This is a genomic window from Streptomyces venezuelae (assembly GCF_008642335.1).
In the GTDB taxonomy this organism is placed as follows: domain Bacteria; phylum Actinomycetota; class Actinomycetes; order Streptomycetales; family Streptomycetaceae; genus Streptomyces; species Streptomyces venezuelae_F.
This window is the reverse complement of record NZ_CP029191.1, coordinates 7,103,188-7,120,067: the sequence shown is the minus strand read 5'-3', so window position 1 is coordinate 7,120,067 and position 16,880 is coordinate 7,103,188. Positions and strand designations below refer to the sequence as shown.

Sequence of the window (16,880 nt, the reverse complement as noted above, 5' to 3'; positions counted from 1 at the left end):
GGCGCATCACAACAACACACCGATCGGCGTCAATCTTCCTTTGCCGACGGCTAGTTGAGGGGGCCGAGTGGCCCCGGGGACACCATGTCACGACAGTGCCCCGCCGGGCTCCTCCCGGCGGGGCACTACTGCCGAACGGGTGTTCCCCCGTGGCTCGATCGGGCTACTTGCCCGTGAACTTCTCGTACTCCTTTATGACCTCGTCGGTCGGCCCGTCCATGCGCAGCTCGCCGCGTTCCAGCCACAGCACGCGGTCGCACGTGTCGCGGATCGACTTGTTGTTGTGGCTGACCAGGAAGACCGTGCCGGCCTCCTTGCGGAGCTCGCGGATGCGGGCCTCGGAGCGCTTCTGGAACTTGCGGTCACCGGTGGCCAGGGCCTCGTCGATCATCAGGACGTCGTGGTCCTTGGCCGCCGCGATGGAGAAGCGGAGACGGGCCGCCATGCCGGAGGAGTAGGTGCGCATCGGAAGGGTGATGAAGTCGCCCTTCTCGTTGATGCCCGAGAAGTCGACGATCTCCTGGTAGCGCTCCCGGATCTGCTCGCGGGACATGCCCATCGCGAGCCCGCCGAGTATGACGTTGCGCTCACCCGTCAGGTCGTTCATCAGGGCCGCGTTGACGCCGAGCAGCGAGGGCTGGCCGTCGGTGTAGACCTTGCCCCGCTCAGCGGGGAGCAGGCCCGCGATGGCGCGGAGCAGGGTCGACTTGCCGGAGCCGTTGGAGCCGATGAGGCCGATGGCCTCGCCGCGGTAGGCGGTGAAGCTGACGCCGCGCACGGCGTGCACCTTGCGCACCCCGCGCTCCTCGCCGCGCCTGAGGATGCGGCTCAGGGCGGAGGTGGCGCTGCCCTTGCCCGTCTTCGCGCCGTTGACGCGGTAGACGATGTGCAGCTCGTCGGCGATGACGGTGGGGATGTGCCCCTTGCCGGCGTTCGCGTCGCCCTTCTCGGGGGTCTTGTCGTCAGCCACGGCCGTACCGCTCCTCAGCCTTCCAGAAGTACACGAACCCGACCGCGCCGATCACCACGGCCCAGCCGACCGCGAAGGCCCACACGTGCGGGGGCAGGTACGAGGAGTCGTACTTGTCGATCATGGCGAAGCGGATCAGGTCCATGTAGATGGAGGCCGGATTCCACTGGAGCACGTCCCCGACCCAGGCGGGCACGTCCTTCTTGGTCGCGAGCATCGCGGGGATGCTGAACATGACGCCCGAGGCGTACATCCAGGTCCGCATCACGAACGGCATGAGCTGCGCCAGGTCGGGCGTCTTGCTGCCCATCCGGGCGAAGATCAGCGCCAGGCCCATGTTGAAGACGAACTGCAGGACCAGCGCGGGCAGGACGAGCAGCCAGGACAGGGCGGGGAAGATCCCGAACGCGCACATGATCACGACGAGCACGATCATCGAGAAGAGCAGCTGCTGGAGCTGCTGCAGCGCGAAGGAGATCGGCAGCGAGGCCCGCGGGAAGTGCAGGGCCCTGACCAGGCCGAGGTTGCCGGAGATCGCCCGCACGCCCGCCATGACCGAGCTCTGCGTGAACGTGAAGACGAAGACACCCGTCACCAGGAACGGCACGTAGATCTCGTGCGGGATGCCCTCACGGGCGCCGAGCAGCAGCCCGAAGATGAAGAAGTAGACCGCCGCGTTCAGCAGCGGCGTCGCCACCTGCCACAGCTGGCCGAGCTTGGCCTGGCTGTACTGGGCGGTCAGCTTCGCCTGGGAGAAGGCAAGGATGAAGTGGCGCCGTCCCCAGAGCTGGCGGACGTACTCGAAAAGTCCGGGGCGGGCGCCGCTGACGGTCAGACCGTACTTGGCGGCGAGTTCGGCCCGGGAGAGCCCGTCATCGGGCGACGGAGTCGACGGTGATGCTGTCACCGCGACTCCGCCGTCATGCGTTGTCTCACTCACGAGTGGAAACTTTCGTCTTCGAAAAGCGCAGCCGGTCGGGCGTAGGCGTGGGCCAGGGACCGGGGTATGGCCCGAATGCTCTCAGACCCGAGCTTGTCAGATGACGGGAGGTCGGCCCAGTCGGGTCAGCCGCCACACCGTACGCCACTTCATGGGCCTGCGAGGCCCGCAGGGCGTGGTCCAGCCCTCCTTGAAGCCGCCGAACCAGGCCTTCAGGGCCGGGCCCGAGGGGCGTCGGGCGAGGGTGAGGAGCATCCAGACACCGAGGTAGACCGGGACCAGCGGCGCGGGGAGGTTGCGACGGGCCAGCCAGACGCGGTTGCGGGCCACCATCCGGTGGTAGACCGCGTGCCGCGAGGGGGCCGTCGTGGGGTGGAACAGGACCATGTCGGAGCGGTAGTCGATCATCCAGCCCGCGTCGAGCGCGCGCCAGGCGAGGTCGGTCTCCTCGTGGGCGTAGAAGAACTCGCCGGGCAGCCCGCCGACCTCGGCGAGGACCTTCGTGCGGACGGCGTTGGCGCCGCCGAGGAAGGTCGTCACGCGCGAGGAGCGCATCGGGTCGGAGGCCCGCAGCCGCGGCACGTGGCGCCGCTGGGTCTCCCCCGTGTCCGGGTCCGCGATGCGGAAGCTGATGATGCCGAGCTCCGGGTCGGCGGCGAACGCCTCGCGGCAGAGCCGCGCCGTGTCCAGGGTGGCGAGCAGGCCGTCGTCGTCCAGGAAGAGCAGGATGTCGACGTCGGTGCCGCCGGGCCCGAAGGCCTCGATGCCGACGTTGCGGCCACCGGGGATGCCGAGGTTCTCAGGCAGTTCGACGGTGCGCACGCCCGCGGGGACCTCGGGCACGGGGGCGCCGTTGCCGACCACGACCACCTCGACCGGGTCGCCCTCCTGCTTGGCGACCGAGTCGAGGAGGGCGCGCAGCTCCTGCGGCCGGTTGCCCATCGTGATGATGACGGCGCCGACCTTCAGCTTCTCCGCCGCGGGGCTCGGGGTGCTGGGGGTGCTCACTTCAACCTGCTCGATACGAGGATGGACACGAGGTGGAGCAGGGTCTGCAGCATCGCGATGCCCGCGAGCACCGCCACGCCGAGGCGCGAGAAGAACAGGTCGCCGCGCGCCTGGTCGACGAACGCGATGACGAGGATCAGCAGGGACGCCTCGACCCCGAGGATGAGCCGGTGGAACTTCAGCGCGGCGGCGGCCCTGCGGGCCAGCGCCATGCCGGAGGAGCGCGGCTCGGCCGCCGACTCCTTGACCGGCTCCTTGCCCGTCTGGTGACGGGCCACGCCGACGAGGTCGGTCTCGGCCTTGATCAGGATCGCGCCGAGCGCGGCCAGGGTGCCGAGGAAGGCCCACAGCCAGTCGATGCGTCCCGAGCCCCATATGTCGGCGGCGCGCAGACCGAAGCCGACCAGGACCGCGGCGTCGCACAGGTAGGCGGCGACCCGGTCCAGGTAGACCCCGGCCATCGAGTACTGCTTCTTCCAGCGGGCGATCTCGCCGTCCACGCAGTCGAGCAGCAGGTAGAGCTGGACCGCGACCACGCCGAGGACGGCGCCCGTGATGCCGGGCACCAGCAGGGCCGGGGCGGCGAGGGCGCCGGCGACGGTCATCACGTAGGTCAGCTGGTTGGGCGTGACCCGCGTGTTCACCAGGTGCCGGTCGATGCGCAGGGAGACCTCGCGCATGTAGAGCCGGCCGGCCCAGTGTTCGCCGCTGCGCCGGTCCTTCACCCCCGGGGGGTGAACAACCGGGCGGAGCTCAGCTACCGATGGCTTTTGCATAGTCGGCGTATGCGTCCCTGATCTGGTCGGTGGACAGGTCGAGGTGTTCGAGGATCGTGTAGCGGCCCGGGCGGGTCTGCGGAGCGAACTCCACGACCTTCACGAACTCGTCCACGGAGAAACCGATCTCCTCCGGCAGCACGGGCAGGCCGTGGCGGCGCAGCACCTGGGCCATGAACGCCGACTCCTCGTGGGCACCGCGCAGGTGCATCGCGAAGGCCGCGCCCAGGCCGCACTGCTCGCCGTGGCTGGCGGCGCGCTTGGGGAAGAGCAGGTCGAAGGCGTGGTTGATCTCGTGGCAGGCGCCGGACGCCGGGCGGGAGTCGCCCGAGATCGACATGGCGATGCCGGTGAGGACCAGTCCCTCGGCCAGGACCTGGAGGAAGCCGTCGTCGCCGACGCCGCCGGGGTGGCGGAGCACGGCCTCGCCGGCCTGGCGGGCCATGGCGGCCGCGAGGCCGTCGATGTCCTCGCCGCGCTCGCGGGCGGCGAGCTCCCAGTCCCGGATGGCGGAGATGTTGGACAGCGCGTCGCCGATGCCGGAGCGGACGAAGCGGACGGGTGCCTCACGGATCACGTCGAGGTCGATGACGACCGCGATGGGGTTCGGCACGCCGTACGAGCCGCGGCCCGCGTCGTTGTCGAGCGTCGCGACCGGCGAGCAGAGACCGTCGTGCGACAGGTTCGTCGCGACGGCGACCAGCGGCAGACCCACGCGCGCCGCGGCGAACTTGGCGCAGTCGATGATCTTGCCGCCGCCGAGGCCGACGACCGCGTCGTACCGGCCGGACTTGCGGATGTCCTCGCCGAGCTTGATGGCGTCGTCGAGCGTGCCGCCACCGACCTCGAACCACTCCGCGCCGCCCAGCGAGGGCATCAGCCGCTCGCGGAGCACCGCGCCCGAGCCGCCGCTGATGGCGATGGCGAGCTTGCCGGTCGACGAGCAGATCCGCTGGTCGGCGAGGACACCGGCCAGGTCGTCGAGCGCCCCCGGCCGGATGTCGACGACGACCGGCGAGGGGATGAGCCTCGTCAGTACTGGCACGCGATCTCCCGGCCCTTGGCGAGGTCGTCGTGGTTGTCGATCTCGACCCACTTGACGTCGCCGATCGGGGCCACGTCGACCTTGAAGCCGCGGTTGACGAGCTCCTGGTAGCCGTCCTCGTAGTAGAGGTCGGGGTCGCGCTCGAAGGTGGTCTTCAGGGCGTCGGCGAGCTCGTCGGCGGCGGAGCCCTCGATGAGGGTGACGCCGATGTACTCACCGGTGGCCGTCGCCGGGTCCATCAGCTTGGTGATCTTCTGGACACCCTTGGCGTCGTCCACGATGACCTTCATCTCCTCGTCGGCGAGCTGCTTCACCGTGTCGAGGGCGAGGATGATCTTCTGGCCGTTGCCGCGGGCGGCGAGCAGCGTCTTCTCGACGGAGACCGGGTGCACGGTGTCGCCGTTGGCGAGGATCACGTCGTGCTTGATGGCGTCACGCCCGCACCACAGGGAGTAGGCGTTGTTCCACTCCTCGGCCTTGTCGTTGTCGATGAGCGTCAGCTTGAGGCCGTACTTCGCCTCCAGGTCCGCCTTGCGGTCGTAGACGGCTTCCTTCTTGTAGCCGACGATGATCGCGACCTCGGTGAGACCGATCTCGGCGAAGTTGCCGAGCGTCAGGTCGAGGATGGTGGTCTCACCATCGACGGGCACCAGGGCCTTGGGCAGGGTGTCCGTGTAGGGACGCAGACGCCGTCCGGCGCCTGCCGCAAGGACGAGGCCGATCATGCGGGTTCTCCTTCATCGTGTACGGCGGGTGCGCCCTTTTTCTCGGCGGCGACCCAGAAGCAGATGCTCTCGACGAGCACCACGAGTGCCACGGCCACGGCGAGTGCCGTGAGCGCGACGGTGAAATCGTTGGTGGACAGCACGGTGGCGGCCAGCGCGACCACGAGGGTCCTGCCTTCTTGGCCGCCGATCGCCCGCACCAGCCGGCGCGGGGGCGCACCGGCGCCGCCCTTGATGCGGTACACCGTGTCGTAGTGATGGTAGGCGACCGCCGACACCAGCCCGAAAGCCGCGGGCAGCGCCCCGTTCACATCGGCTTTCGCCGCGAGGACCAGGACCGTGCCGTACTCGGCAGCGCGGAAGAACGGCGGCACCAGCCAGTCCAGGGGGGCCTTGAGGGGCCGCGCGAGGGCGAGGCCGGAGAGGGCGACGTACACGACCGCGGCGACGACGACCCACGGGCTGCCGTAGGAGGTGAACGCGGCGACCGCGACGACCGCGGCGCCGCCGACGAAGGCGAACACGGGCGCGGGCAGAAAGCGCGCGCGGCGGCCGAGGGCGGCGAAGGACGAGGCGAGCGTGCCGTTGTCGGCGAGGTCGCCGAGTGCCTGGGCGGCGCGGTCGGTGCGGGTCGCCTTGCGGGTCAGCGAGCGCAGGACGCGTCCGGCGGTCGTGTAACAGGCGGCGAGGGCGCAGCCGATGAGCAGGACGACGAGGGTGACGCGCGGGGTGGTGACCGCGGTGAGCACGGCGATCATCGCCCAGCGCTCGCCGATGGGCAGCACTATCATCCGGCGCACCCAGACCGTCCACCCGACGCTGTCGAGCTTGTCCGAAAGGGCCGCGGTGGGGCTGGTGTTGGCGGTCGCGTCGTGATTCGCCTCGTTGAACGAGAAGTCGACGACGTGACGACAGGTCTGGAGGACCATGGCGCCGAGGGCCAGCGCCCAGACGTCGTCTCCGTTCGCGTTGGCCGCGCCGAGCGCGAGGCCCGCGTAGTACGCGTACTCCTTGGCGCGGTCGAACGTCGCGTCCAGCCAGGCGCCGAGCGTCGAGTACTGCAGGGAGTAGCGGGCGAGCTGCCCGTCCGTGCAGTCGAGGACGAAGGAGAGGAGCAGCAGCACGCCCGCCGCGACGAAGCCGCCGCGCGTCCCGGTCGCCGCGCAGCCCGCCGCGATCAGGGCGGTGAGCAGCGACGCGGTGGTGACCTGGTTCGGGGTGAGGCCACGGCGGGCGCACCAGCGGGCGATGTAGCGCGAGTACGGGGAGATGCAGTACGTCGTGAAGAACCCGTCCCGCGACTTCACCGCGGTGCGCAGGCGTACGGCCTCGTCGTCGACGGCGGCGACGGCCTGGCGTGCCTCGTTCCGCGCCTGGGGGTCGTCGGGCACGGTGGCGACGAGGGTGCCGAGGTCGGGGCGGTGCACGTCCGTCGCGCCGGACTCCATGGCCGCGGCGATGTCGTCGGGGAGCGCGTCGTGGGTGACGACGCCGCCGGTGGTGGTGGCGGTCGCCCGCAGCGCGCGCGTCAGCTCCGTGCGGGCCTCCGGCTTGGCCGCGACGGCGCCGGTCACCGCGGAGGCGGCGAAGCGGGGGTCGGTGAGGGCGAGGCGCAGCGCGTGGACGTGTCCGACGAAGCGTGCGTCGACGACCGCGACCCGCTGGTCGCCGGGCACGGCCGCGAGCAGCGACTCGGCGTCCGCCGCGTCGGAGGCGACCCGCACGTCGAAGCCGAGGGACCGCAGATCGCCTTCGAGCGGCGACCCGGGGACCGGCTGTCCGGTGAGGATGGCGGTCGACAGACGAACTCACTCCTTGAGTACCGGCGCGGCTCGCGCCGGGCACATGCGTAAGGGGAGCGCCCCCGGGCCCATGGCGGCCGGGCGGCACGTCGGCTGAGGCTATCGGATGATGGGAAGCGGGCGTTCATCACCCGTTCACGCCCCCATAAGGGCGGCCTGCGAGGGCCTCGGCTTCGCGATCATCATGGTGGATGGGGGGCCGCGCCCACAAACCGCGCCCCGGTCGGTGCCCGGCTTGCCCGATTGACGGTCACATGCCCGTGCGGGGCCGCGCCCGGGGGGTCGCTTAGGGTGGGCGCCCATGACATGGCTGATCACAGGCGGAGCGGGTTACATCGGGGCACATGTGGCGCGGGTCATGGCCGGTGCCGGTGAGGACGTCGTCGTCCTGGACGACGTCTCGTCCGGGGTCCCGCAGCGGCTGCCCGCGGACATGCCCCTGGTGAAGGGGTCCTCGCTGGACGGGGACCTGTTGCGCCGGGTCTTCGCCGAGTACGGCGTCACCGGTGTGGTGCATCTCGCGGCCCGCAAGCAGGTCGGGGAGTCGGTCGAGCAGCCGCTGCGCTACTACCGGGAGAACGTGGGCGGCCTCACGACGCTGCTCGACGCGGTGGCCGAGGCCGGCATCAAGCGCTTCGTCTTCTCCTCGTCGGCCGCGGTGTACGGCAACCCGCCGGACGCGGAGCTCGTGGGCGAGGACGCGCCGTGCGTTCCGGTCAGCCCCTACGGCGAGACGAAGCTCGCCGGTGAGTGGCTGGTGCGGGCGGCCGGGCGGGCGCACGGCATCGGGACGGTGTGCCTGCGCTACTTCAACGTGGCGGGCGCCGCTGCCCCCGAGCTCGCGGACACCGGGGTCTTCAACGTGATCCCGATGGTCTTCGACCGGCTGCGCCGCGACGAGTCGCCGCGGATCTTCGGCAACACCCACCCGACGCCGGACGGCACCTGCGTCCGTGACTACGTCCACGTCTCCGACCTCGCCGAGGCCCATCTGGCGGCGGCCCGCAAGCTCGCGGAGGGCGTTGAGGGCGATCTGACGGTGAACATCGGCCGGGGGCAGGGCGTTTCCGTACGCGAACTGATCACCGTCATCGGTGAGGTGAGCGGCGACACGCGTCCCGCGCTCGTCGAGCCGGCGCGCGCGGGCGACTCGCCGCGTGCCGTGGCCGACGCGCGTCTCGCGGCGGCGGAGCTCGGCTGGACGGCCCGGCGCGGGGTGCGCGAGATGGTCGAGTCGGCGTGGGCGGGTTGGTGTCTGCACCACCCGGACGCGCGCCGCGGATGATCGTTCCCACGCTCTGACCTGCACCCACTCCCCCAGTCGGCAACCATTGCCATTTTCGCAGGTCAGCGCAGTGATAACGGTGTTCAGTACCGCGTTGCCAGATACCCCCCACCCGTAGTTCACTGTGGTCGCGCTACCAGCGGACAGCACACCGACGACGCATGCGGGAGGGCCGCTCCATGGGGGCTGGGCACGATCACGGACACCTGCACGGGGCCCCGGCGACGGGGACGGCGGCCAACGCCCACAAGGGGCGGCTCCGCATTGCTCTGACCATCACGATCACGGTCATGCTGGCCCAGATCGTGGGCGGGCTCATGGCGGACTCGCTCGCGCTCATCGCGGACGCGACGCACATGGCGACGGATTCGCTGGGTCTCGGCATGGCCCTGCTCGCGATCCACTTCGCGAACAGACCGCCGACCGAGAACCGCACCTTCGGCTACGCCCGCGCCGAGATACTCGCGGCGCTCGCCAACTGTCTGCTGCTGCTCGGCGTCGGCGGATACGTCCTGTACGAGGCGGTCCAGCGGTTCGTCACCCCGGCGGAGACCGAGGGCGGACTCGCCCTCTGGTTCGGCGTCTTCGGGCTCGTCGCGAACATGATCTCGCTCTCGCTGCTCATGCGCGGCCAGAAGGAGAGCCTCAACGTCCGCGGCGCCTTCCTCGAGGTCGTGGCCGACACGCTCGGCTCGCTCACGGTCATCGTCGCCTCGGTCCTGATCATGCTCACCGGCTGGCAGGCCGCCGACCCGATCGCCTCGCTCGTCATCGGCGTCATGATCGTCCCGCGTACGGTCAAGCTCCTCAAGGAGACCCTGAACGTGCTCCTGGAGTCGGCGCCCAAGGGCGTCGACATGGCGGAGGTGCGGGCGCACATGCTCGACCTGCCCGGCGTCGAGGAGGTCCACGACCTGCACGCCTGGACGATCACATCGGGCATGCCGGTCCTCTCCGCCCACGTCGTGGTGAGCTCATGGGCCCTCGACGCGACGGGGCACGAGAAGATGCTGCACGAGCTCCAGGGCTGCCTGGGCGACCACTTCGACGTCGAGCACTGCACGTTCCAGCTGGAGCCGAGCGGCCACGCGGAGCACGAGGCGAAGCTCTGCCACTGACGCGCCGGGCTCGCCGCCCGTCACGCACGGTGTTATCGTGGCCAGAGTTCTTGAGTCCTGGGAGGTGGGTTGATGACTGTCGCGGTCTGCGCTGCTCCGCGCGGCGACACGTGCATCCCCACTCTCCGGGCACGCGTCTGACCTTCCGTACGGCACTCGTACTCTTCGTACGTCTCCCGTGCGCGCGGTCCGCGGGTCCTTCACTCAAGGATTTCCACGTTGACTGACAACGCTTCCCTTTCCCGCGCCTTCTTCGCCCTGCACCACGGGCTTCCCCGGCAGGGTCCCGGCTCCGACGACACCACCCGGCGGCTGCTCGCCTCCGTGGGTGCGCTGCCCGAGCGGCCGCGCGTCCTCGACCTGGGCTGCGGCCCCGGCCGCTCCGCGCTCCTGCTCGCCGCCGAGGCCGGCGCCGAGGTGACCGCCGTCGACCTCCACGAGCCGTTCCTCGACGAGCTCCGCGCGGCGGCCGACGCCCGCGGGCTCGCCGGATCGATCACCGCCGTCAACGCCGACATGGGCGAACTCCCCTATCAGGACGGCTCCTTCGACGTCGTCTGGGCGGAGAGCTCGGCGTACAGCATCGGCTTCGACACCGCGCTGCGCTCCTGGCGGCGCCTGCTCGCCCCCGGCGGGACGCTCGTCCTCACCGAGTGCGAGTGGACGGCCGCCGAGCCGTCCGCCGCCGCCCGTACCTTCTGGGAGCGGCACTACACGCTGCGCACCGGCGAGGAGAACGTCCGGGCGGCGACCGGCGCCGGGTACTCCGTGCTCGGCGTGCACCCGCAGCCCGAGTCCGACTGGGACGAGTACTACGGCCCGCTGGCCGCCCGCGCGGACGCGGCGGACCCGGGCGCGCCCGGTATGGCGCAGGCGCTCGCCGCCACCCGCGAGGAGCTCGCGATGCGGCGCGAGCACAGCGCCGAGTACGGCTACACCGGGTACGTGCTGCGGCCCGCGGACTCCTGGCGCACCCGCCCGGAGACCGCGGCCGACGTCGCCGCCGTGCACGCCGTCAACGCCGCCGCCTTCGCGACGGAGGCGGAGGCCGACCTGGTCGACGCGCTGCGCACGGACGCGGAGGCGTGGCTTCCCGGTCTGTCGTACGTCGCCGAGGCGCCCGACGGCTCGGTCGCCGCTCACGCGCTGCTCACCCGGTGCCGGGTGGGCGGGGCACCCGCGCTGGCCCTCGCGCCCGTCGCCACTCTGCCCGAGCACCAGGGGGCGGGTGCGGGATCGGCGGTCGTACGTGCCGTGCTCGACGCGGCACGCGCGCGTGGGGAGCGGATCGTCCTCGTGCTCGGGCATCCCTCGTACTATCCGAGGTTCGGTTTCAAGCCCGCTTCCGGGTACGGAATCCGGCCGGGCTTCGAGGTCCCCGACGAGGCGATGATGGCTCTGGTCCTGCACGGATCCGACGATTCCGCACAACTGCCGCGGGGCATGATCACCTATCCGGCCGCCTTCGGGGTCTGAGCCCTCTCCGCGTGTCCCGCCGCGTCCCCGCGCGGCGGGACATGCGGGTCCTCGAAGTGCCCGAGGTGTCCGGAACGTACGGCAGACTTGGGGTTCGAAGACCGAAGAGAAGGATGCGTATGCCGATCACACCTGCCACCGCGGCGAACAGCCCGTCGAACGGCACCGGAGAAGCGATCTTGCTCGAACTCGTCGACGAGGACGGCAGGACGATCGGCACAGCGGAGAAACTCTCCGCGCATCAGGCGCCCGGGCAGCTGCACCGGGCGTTCTCCGTCTTCCTCTTCGACGAGCAGGGCCGTCTGCTGCTCCAGCAGCGCGCCCTCGGCAAGTACCACTCCCCCGGGGTCTGGTCGAACACGTGCTGCGGGCACCCCTACCCGGGCGAGGCCCCGTTCGCGGCGGCGGCCCGGCGCACGTACGAGGAGCTCGGCGTCTCGCCGTCGCTGCTCGCCGAGGCGGGCACCGTGCGCTACAACCACCCGGACCCGGAGTCGGGGCTCGTCGAGCAGGAGTACAACCACCTGTTCGTCGGCATGGTGCAGTCCCCGCTGCGGCCCGACCCGGAGGAAATCGGCGGCACCGCGTTCGTGACGGCGGCGGAGCTGGCCGAGCGGCACGAACGGGACCCGTTCTCCGCCTGGTTCATGACCGTGCTCGACGCGGCGCGACCCGCGGTCAAGGAGCTGACGGGCCCCTCCGCGGGCTGGTAGCCGGGCGGCGGCCGCGCACCCGCCGGGCGGTCAGCCGCCGTTGGGCTTCAGGGGCAGGGCCGCCCAGATGACCTTGCCCCCGCTCGCGGTGTGCTCGACGTCGCAGGCACCGCCCGCCTCCGCGGTGATCTCGCGCACGAGGAGGAGCCCACGCCCGCCCGTCTGCGCGTGGTCCGCCACCAGGGCGGTCGGGCGGTAGGGGTGGTTGTCCTCGACGGAGACGCGCACCCACTCGGCGCCGACCGCGACCTCCACCGCGAGCATCGGCGACAGCAGGGCCGCATGGCGCACCGCGTTGGTCACCAGCTCCGAGACGATGAGCAGCAGCCCCTGTACGAGGTCGTCCGGCGCCGGTACGCCCTGCCGGGCCAGCAGGTCGCGCACCGCGTGCCGGGCCTGGGGCACGGAGGCGTCCACGGCAGGGGCGGTGAAGCGCCACACTCCTTCGTACGGCACCGATCCGCCACTCCTTGGGAGTGGGCACGGCCCTCTCCCGTCGTTCCCCATCGTCCGGTCGCCGCCCTCGCGCTCGATTGTCGCCACACCAAGAGTGTTGGTAATGCTCTGGTCGGGACCGCTCCACTGACCAGAAGTCAGCGACTATCGACGCGATTTGACCGCCTGGGTCGGACACCGTCAGTTGTCCGACTGCTCCTGCCCGCCCTGCCCTGAAGGGTTCGCCTTCAAGTGTTCTTCAGGTTGTACGAGACTGACGATGCGGCGTCCGCCGATACCGGTGGCGATCAGGCCCAGGCCGTCGACGAGCAGCGCCAGGGAGAAGAAGCATCCGATCACGTACTGGCTGCTGCTGGGCCACCCCGCGAGGACCAGGATGCCGATCAGCAGGCCGAAGGCTCCTTGCAGGAGCGTCAGGGCGAACTGCGGACCCCGCACCACCAGACTGCCGACGAGACGGAACACGCCGCCCGTCAGGAAGAGCAGCGCCGCGAACATGGTCAGCGCCTCCGCGGCCACATCGGGCCTGCGGATGACGACGACGCCCGCCGCGAGGTTCAGCGCGGCGACCACGACGCCCAGCCAGAAGAAGCTGGTGCCCCGCGACTGGACGGCGTGCAGCAGACCGACGGCGCCGCCGACGAGCAGCAGCCAGCCGAACAGGAGCATCGAGGTCAGTGTGGCGACGCCGGTGTAGACGAGGCCGACGAGCCCGGCCACGGCGAGGATCACGCCCAGCAGGGCGAGCCAGCCGAAGCCGCGGCTGACCGTCCTGGCCTCCGAGGTGGCCCTGTCGTCCCTGGGTCCGGCCATCAGCGTCTCCCTCTCGCTCGGCCCCCTTCTTGATCGTACGTTCGAGGGGTGCGGATAGCATCCGGCGCATGGAGCCGCAGCTGAGCCACACCGTCACGGACGGCGTCGCGACCGTCCTCATCGACCATCCGGCCAAGCGCAACGCCATGACCGCCGACATGTGGCGACAGGTGCCGCCGCTCCTCGCGGCCCTGGGCGCCGACCCGGCCGTGCGCGCCGTGGTCCTGACCGGTGCGGGCGACACCTTCTGCGCGGGCGCCGACATCTCCACGCTGCGGGAGTCGCCCGGCACCGCGCAGGACCTCGCGGTGCGGGCCGAGGAGGCCCTCGCGGCCTTCCCGAAGCCGACGCTCGCGGCGGTGCGGGGGTACTGCGTGGGCGGCGGCGCGCAGCTGGCGGGCGCGTGCGACCTGCGGTTCGCGGACGAGGGTGCCTCGTTCGGTGTCACGCCGGCCAAGCTCGGGATCGTCTATCCGGCGTCGTCCACGCGCCGCCTGGTGTCGCTGGTGGGGCCCGCCACCGCCAAGTTCCTGCTCTTCTCCGGGGAGTTGATCGGTACGGAACGGGCGCTGCGCACCGGTCTGGTGGACGAGGTGCTGCCGTCGGGCGAGCTGGACAAGCGGGTCGCCGAGTTCACCCGGATCCTCGTGTCGCGCTCCCTGCTGACGCAGGCGGCGGCCAAGGAGTTCGCCGCGGGCCGCACGGACAGGGACGCGTACTGGACGGAGCAGGCGCGCGGCAGCGGCGACACCGCGGAGGGTGTCGCCGCCTTCCTGGAGCGCAGGCAGCCGCGCTTCACGTACTGACCGGAACCTGCCGGCCGGAACCTATTGGCCGAAGCGGCTCCCGGCGCGGAACTTCGCGACGATGTGCGCGGGCGCCTTCTCCGGGGACCCGGCGTCGTAGGGCGGCTGCGGGTCGTACTCGGCGAGGAGCTGCACGGTCTGCGCGTGCTCGTCGCCCGCGATCCGGCCGGCCAGGGTGAGGCCCATGTCGATGCCCGCGGAGACACCGGCCGCCGTGACGTACTTGCCGTCGAAGACGACCCGCTCCCCCGTCGACTCGACGCCGAGCCGGTCCAGCTCGGCCAGCGCGAGCCAGTGCGAGGTGGCGCGGCGGCCCTTGAGGAGGCCCGCGGCGGCCAGCGCGAGCGAGCCGGTGCACACGGACGTCGTCCAGGTGGTCGTGGCGTCGACCGTGCGGAGCCAGCCGAGGAGCGCCTCGTTCTCCATCTGGTCGCTCTGGCCGGGACCGCCGGGGACGACCACGATGTCGGGCCGCTGGACCTCCGCGAAGGACTTGTCGGCGACGAGGGCGAGGGAGCCGTTGTCGTCGCGCACCGGGCCCGCCTGCTCGGCCACGAGGACGGTCTCGGCGCCGGGCAGGTTGGCCAGTGTCTGGTAGGGGCCGATGGCGTCGAGGACGGTGAAGCGCTCGTACAGGGCGATGGCGATCTGCATGGTGTCCCTATCGGTGTGGGTGGATGGGCCGGGAAGAGGTACCGGACGGTTCGGCCGGTACGGGGTGGAAGCGGCGGCGGTACTCGGCCGGGGCCGCGCCGAGCAGCTTCACGAAGGCGCGCCGCATGGCCTCCGGAGTGCCGTAGCCGCAGGCGCGTGAGATCTCCTCGACGCCGTCGGAGGTGTCCTCCAGGAGGCGTCGGGCGTGTTCGACGCGGACGCGTTCGACGTACTTGCCCGGGGTCAGGCCGGTGTCCGCCTGGAAGGCGCGGGCGAAGTGGCGGGGCGAGAGGCGGGCGCGCGCGGCGAGCGCCTCGACCGAGAGATCGTCGGCCGGGTGCTCGGTGATCCACTGCTGGACCTCGCGCAGCGGCTCGCGCCGTGCGGTCTGCGCGGCGAGCTGGACGCTGAACTGCGCCTGGTTGCCCGGGCGGCGCAGGAAGACCACCAGGTGGCGGGCGACCGTGAGCGCCACTTCGCGGCCCAGGTCCTCCTCGACGAGCGCCAGGGCGAGGTCGATGCCCGCGGTGACGCCTGCGGACGTGGCGACATGGCCGTCCCGTACGTAGATGGGGTCTGGGTCGACGTCGATGCCCGGGTGGTCCCTGGCGAGCTTCTCGCAGTACGCCCAGTGCGTCGTCGCCCTGCGCCCCTCCAGGAGGCCCGCCTCCGCGAGGCGGATCGCGCCGGTGCAGACCGAGACGAGCCGCTCGGCGCGCGGGCCGTGCTCACGCAGCCAGGCGGTCAGTTCCGGGTCCTGCCCGCGTGTGCCCTGGCCGCCCGGGACCAGCAGGGTGTGCGGCACGGGGGCGTCGGTGAGCGCGGAGTCCGGGACGAGGGTGAGGCCGCTGGAGGTGCGTACGGGCTCGCCGTCGAGGGAGGCCGTACGGATGAGGTAGCCGTCCTGGGTGTCGCCCGTGCAGAGACCGGCGCCCGTGAACACCTCCACGGGCCCCGTGACATCCAGGCTCTGGACGCCGTCGAAGAGGACGACCAGGACGATTCGCTGCGTCATGCCGTCGATTCTTCGCCCGGACTCCGATGGCCGCAATGACGAGGATCCCACCTTTCCTGCCATGAGTGACCACCCCACGGACTACATACCGACCAGTAGGTAACGTGCACCCATGACCTCTTCGACGACCTCGTCCTCCTCGTCCGCCGCACTGGAGTCCCGGGCCGGACGCCGTTGCCACTCCGTCCTGAACGCCCTGCACTCGACGCACTACTTCTCGCCGGACGTGAACCGGGAGCTGAAGGGCCTCGGCATCACCCATCCCACGGCCGTGAACTTCGCCGTGCGCGCGGCGGCGCTGGGCGCCGTCGGCCCCGGGACGGTCGCCGCGACCTTCTACAACTACAAGTACGAGCTCGTCGCCGCCCACGTCCCCCAGGTGTGGCGGACGGCCTCCCCGGAGGACGTCCTCGCGGCACGTCTGCGCGGCGTCGACACGACGCTGCGACGGCTGCTCGGCGAGGAGCTCGTCGCCTCGCCCGAGATGGTCGAGGCCGCGGAACTCGCGCTGCGCGCCACCGAGGCCTGCACGCGCGGCGCCCGCCCCTTGTACGCCGCCCACGCCGACCTGCCCGTCCCCGAGCAGCCGCACCTCGCCTACTGGCACGCGGCGACACTGCTGCGCGAGCACCGCGGCGACGGCCACCTGACCGCACTGCTCCGCGCCGGACTCGACGGCCTCGAAGCCCTGGTGAGCCACACCGCGACCGGCAAGGGCACCCGGCCGAAGTGGGTGTTCTCCACGCGCGGCTGGAACCAGGAGGAGTGGGACGCGGCCGAGGACCGGCTGCGGGACCGCGGAATCCTGGACGGCGAGGGCGAGTTGACGGAGAGCGGAGTGGCGCTGCGCAAGGACATCGAGGCGGAGACGGACCGCCTGGACCGGGCTCCCTACGCACACCTGGGCGCGGCGGGCGTCGAGCGGCTCACCGAAATCGGCACCCTCATCGCCGGGGCGGCGCTGCAGGCCGGGGCGTTCCCCGCGGACCTGCTCGGCAAGCGCTGATCTCCGCCGAGGTGGCCGGACCGGCCGCAGGGCATGGCCTCGCGCGGGGCATGGGTTCGCGCGTCCGAGGTACCCGTTCGTTCGCCGGCTCCGCCGCCCCCCGGCGGGCCGGGGACGAAAGGGGAGTTCTCATGTTCCGTGCCGTGGCCCGGCTGTTCGGCGGAGCGTCGCGTTCCGCGGGCCGGGGCGGGCGGCGGTCGGGACACACGGCTCGGGCAGGCCGGGTCTGAGCACCCTCTGTCGGCGTCACCTGCCACAATTGCCCGGCAACC

Annotated in this window: 17 protein-coding genes; 6 read left to right on the top strand and 11 right to left on the bottom strand. The window is 71.4% G+C overall.

The features are described from left to right. Positions 1-163 precede the first annotated feature (163 nt). From DEJ49_RS31830 to DEJ49_RS31800, 7 genes are all read right to left on the bottom strand, one after another. Positions 164-970, bottom strand: a complete 807-nt coding sequence (locus DEJ49_RS31830; protein WP_190329506.1) for an ABC transporter ATP-binding protein — start codon at positions 968-970, stop codon at positions 164-166. Then, positions 963-1,910: an ABC transporter permease gene (locus DEJ49_RS31825; protein ID WP_150187311.1), complete on the bottom strand. Its 948-nt coding sequence runs from the start codon at positions 1,908-1,910 to the stop codon at positions 963-965. The genes DEJ49_RS31830 and DEJ49_RS31825 overlap by 8 nt, the downstream gene beginning before the upstream one ends. Positions 1,911-2,006: 96 nt before the next feature. Continuing rightward, positions 2,007-2,879, bottom strand: a complete 873-nt coding sequence (locus tag DEJ49_RS31820; RefSeq protein ID WP_150188607.1) for a glycosyltransferase family 2 protein — start codon at positions 2,877-2,879, stop codon at positions 2,007-2,009. Positions 2,880-2,914: 35 nt separating this feature from the next. Further along, a complete protein-coding gene (locus tag DEJ49_RS31815; protein ID WP_150187310.1) occupies positions 2,915-3,694 on the bottom strand; it encodes a CDP-alcohol phosphatidyltransferase family protein in 780 nt (259 codons plus the stop codon). Further along, positions 3,672-4,739 carry an iron-containing alcohol dehydrogenase family protein gene (locus DEJ49_RS31810; protein ID WP_150187309.1) on the bottom strand — a complete coding sequence of 356 codons (1,068 nt, stop codon included), beginning with the start codon at positions 4,737-4,739 and terminating at the stop codon, positions 3,672-3,674. The genes DEJ49_RS31815 and DEJ49_RS31810 overlap by 23 nt, the downstream gene beginning before the upstream one ends. Then, positions 4,727-5,464: a sugar phosphate nucleotidyltransferase gene (locus DEJ49_RS31805; RefSeq protein WP_150187308.1), complete on the bottom strand. Its 738-nt coding sequence runs from the start codon at positions 5,462-5,464 to the stop codon at positions 4,727-4,729. The genes DEJ49_RS31810 and DEJ49_RS31805 overlap by 13 nt, the downstream gene beginning before the upstream one ends. Then, the gene (locus DEJ49_RS31800) at positions 5,461-7,266 is read right to left on the bottom strand and encodes a DUF5941 domain-containing protein (RefSeq protein WP_150187307.1); all 1,806 of its coding nucleotides are present in this window, start codon (positions 7,264-7,266) and stop codon (positions 5,461-5,463) included. The genes DEJ49_RS31805 and DEJ49_RS31800 overlap by 4 nt, the downstream gene beginning before the upstream one ends. A gap of 301 nt (positions 7,267-7,567) precedes the next feature. On the opposite strand from DEJ49_RS31800, the gene galE reads away from it, so the two are divergent. The 4 genes from galE to idi all read left to right on the top strand — a co-directional run bounded on the left by galE (position 7,568) and on the right by idi (position 11,858). Continuing rightward, a complete protein-coding gene (gene galE / locus DEJ49_RS31795; RefSeq protein WP_150187306.1) occupies positions 7,568-8,551 on the top strand; it encodes a UDP-glucose 4-epimerase GalE in 984 nt (327 codons plus the stop codon). A gap of 179 nt (positions 8,552-8,730) precedes the next feature. Further along, entirely contained in the window at positions 8,731-9,669 is a 939-nt protein-coding gene (locus DEJ49_RS31790) for a cation diffusion facilitator family transporter (RefSeq protein ID WP_150187305.1), read from the top strand. Positions 9,670-9,888: 219 nt separating this feature from the next. Then, a complete protein-coding gene (locus DEJ49_RS31785; RefSeq protein ID WP_150187304.1) occupies positions 9,889-11,145 on the top strand; it encodes a GNAT family N-acetyltransferase in 1,257 nt (418 codons plus the stop codon). Between the two features lie 119 nt (positions 11,146-11,264). Continuing rightward, positions 11,265-11,858 carry an isopentenyl-diphosphate Delta-isomerase gene (gene idi / locus DEJ49_RS31780; protein WP_150187303.1) on the top strand — a complete coding sequence of 198 codons (594 nt, stop codon included), beginning with the start codon at positions 11,265-11,267 and terminating at the stop codon, positions 11,856-11,858. A gap of 30 nt (positions 11,859-11,888) precedes the next feature. On the opposite strand, the gene DEJ49_RS31775 is transcribed toward idi, so the two are convergent. Beyond that, the gene (locus tag DEJ49_RS31775) at positions 11,889-12,365 is read right to left on the bottom strand and encodes an ATP-binding protein (RefSeq protein WP_223833253.1); all 477 of its coding nucleotides are present in this window, start codon (positions 12,363-12,365) and stop codon (positions 11,889-11,891) included. A gap of 129 nt (positions 12,366-12,494) precedes the next feature. Beyond that, positions 12,495-13,127, bottom strand: coding sequence for an HdeD family acid-resistance protein (locus DEJ49_RS31770; protein WP_150187301.1), 633 nt, complete (start codon positions 13,125-13,127; stop codon positions 12,495-12,497). Between the two features lie 68 nt (positions 13,128-13,195). Here DEJ49_RS31770 and DEJ49_RS31765 point away from each other — a divergent pair, with 68 nt between their 5' ends. Continuing rightward, positions 13,196-13,933, top strand: a complete 738-nt coding sequence (locus DEJ49_RS31765; RefSeq protein ID WP_150187300.1) for an enoyl-CoA hydratase/isomerase family protein — start codon at positions 13,196-13,198, stop codon at positions 13,931-13,933. Between the two features lie 21 nt (positions 13,934-13,954). Here DEJ49_RS31765 and DEJ49_RS31760 read toward each other — a convergent pair whose 3' ends face one another. Both DEJ49_RS31760 and DEJ49_RS31755 read right to left on the bottom strand, forming a co-directional pair. After that, on the bottom strand, positions 13,955-14,587 hold the full coding sequence (locus DEJ49_RS31760; RefSeq protein WP_150187299.1) for a DJ-1/PfpI family protein: 633 nt from the start codon (positions 14,585-14,587) through the stop codon (positions 13,955-13,957). A gap of 7 nt (positions 14,588-14,594) precedes the next feature. Beyond that, positions 14,595-15,602, bottom strand: coding sequence for a GlxA family transcriptional regulator (locus DEJ49_RS31755; RefSeq protein ID WP_150187298.1), 1,008 nt, complete (start codon positions 15,600-15,602; stop codon positions 14,595-14,597). A 112-nt stretch (positions 15,603-15,714) separates the two neighbouring features. Here DEJ49_RS31755 and DEJ49_RS31750 point away from each other — a divergent pair, with 112 nt between their 5' ends. Further along, positions 15,715-16,608, top strand: a complete 894-nt coding sequence (locus DEJ49_RS31750) for an SCO6745 family protein (RefSeq protein ID WP_150187297.1) — start codon at positions 15,715-15,717, stop codon at positions 16,606-16,608. Positions 16,609-16,880 lie beyond the last annotated feature (272 nt).

Excerpts from the sequence above, each read along its gene's own strand:
- DEJ49_RS31755 (WP_150187298.1), bottom strand. The coding sequence starts at position 15,602 with ATGACGCAGCGAATCGTCCTGGTCGTCCTCTTCGACGGCGTCCAGAGC.
- DEJ49_RS31805 (WP_150187308.1), bottom strand. The coding sequence starts at position 5,464 with ATGATCGGCCTCGTCCTTGCGGCAGGCGCCGGACGGCGTCTGCGTCCC.
- idi (WP_150187303.1), top strand. The coding sequence starts at position 11,265 with ATGCCGATCACACCTGCCACCGCGGCGAACAGCCCGTCGAACGGCACC.
- DEJ49_RS31760 (WP_150187299.1), bottom strand. The coding sequence starts at position 14,587 with ATGCAGATCGCCATCGCCCTGTACGAGCGCTTCACCGTCCTCGACGCC.
- DEJ49_RS31775 (WP_223833253.1), bottom strand. The coding sequence starts at position 12,365 with ATGGGGAACGACGGGAGAGGGCCGTGCCCACTCCCAAGGAGTGGCGGA.
- DEJ49_RS31815 (WP_150187310.1), bottom strand. The coding sequence starts at position 3,694 with ATGCAAAAGCCATCGGTAGCTGAGCTCCGCCCGGTTGTTCACCCCCCG.
- DEJ49_RS31770 (WP_150187301.1), bottom strand. The coding sequence starts at position 13,127 with ATGGCCGGACCCAGGGACGACAGGGCCACCTCGGAGGCCAGGACGGTC.
- galE (WP_150187306.1), top strand. The coding sequence starts at position 7,568 with ATGACATGGCTGATCACAGGCGGAGCGGGTTACATCGGGGCACATGTG.
- DEJ49_RS31750 (WP_150187297.1), top strand. The coding sequence starts at position 15,715 with ATGACCTCTTCGACGACCTCGTCCTCCTCGTCCGCCGCACTGGAGTCC.
- DEJ49_RS31765 (WP_150187300.1), top strand. The coding sequence starts at position 13,196 with ATGGAGCCGCAGCTGAGCCACACCGTCACGGACGGCGTCGCGACCGTC.
- DEJ49_RS31790 (WP_150187305.1), top strand. The coding sequence starts at position 8,731 with ATGGGGGCTGGGCACGATCACGGACACCTGCACGGGGCCCCGGCGACG.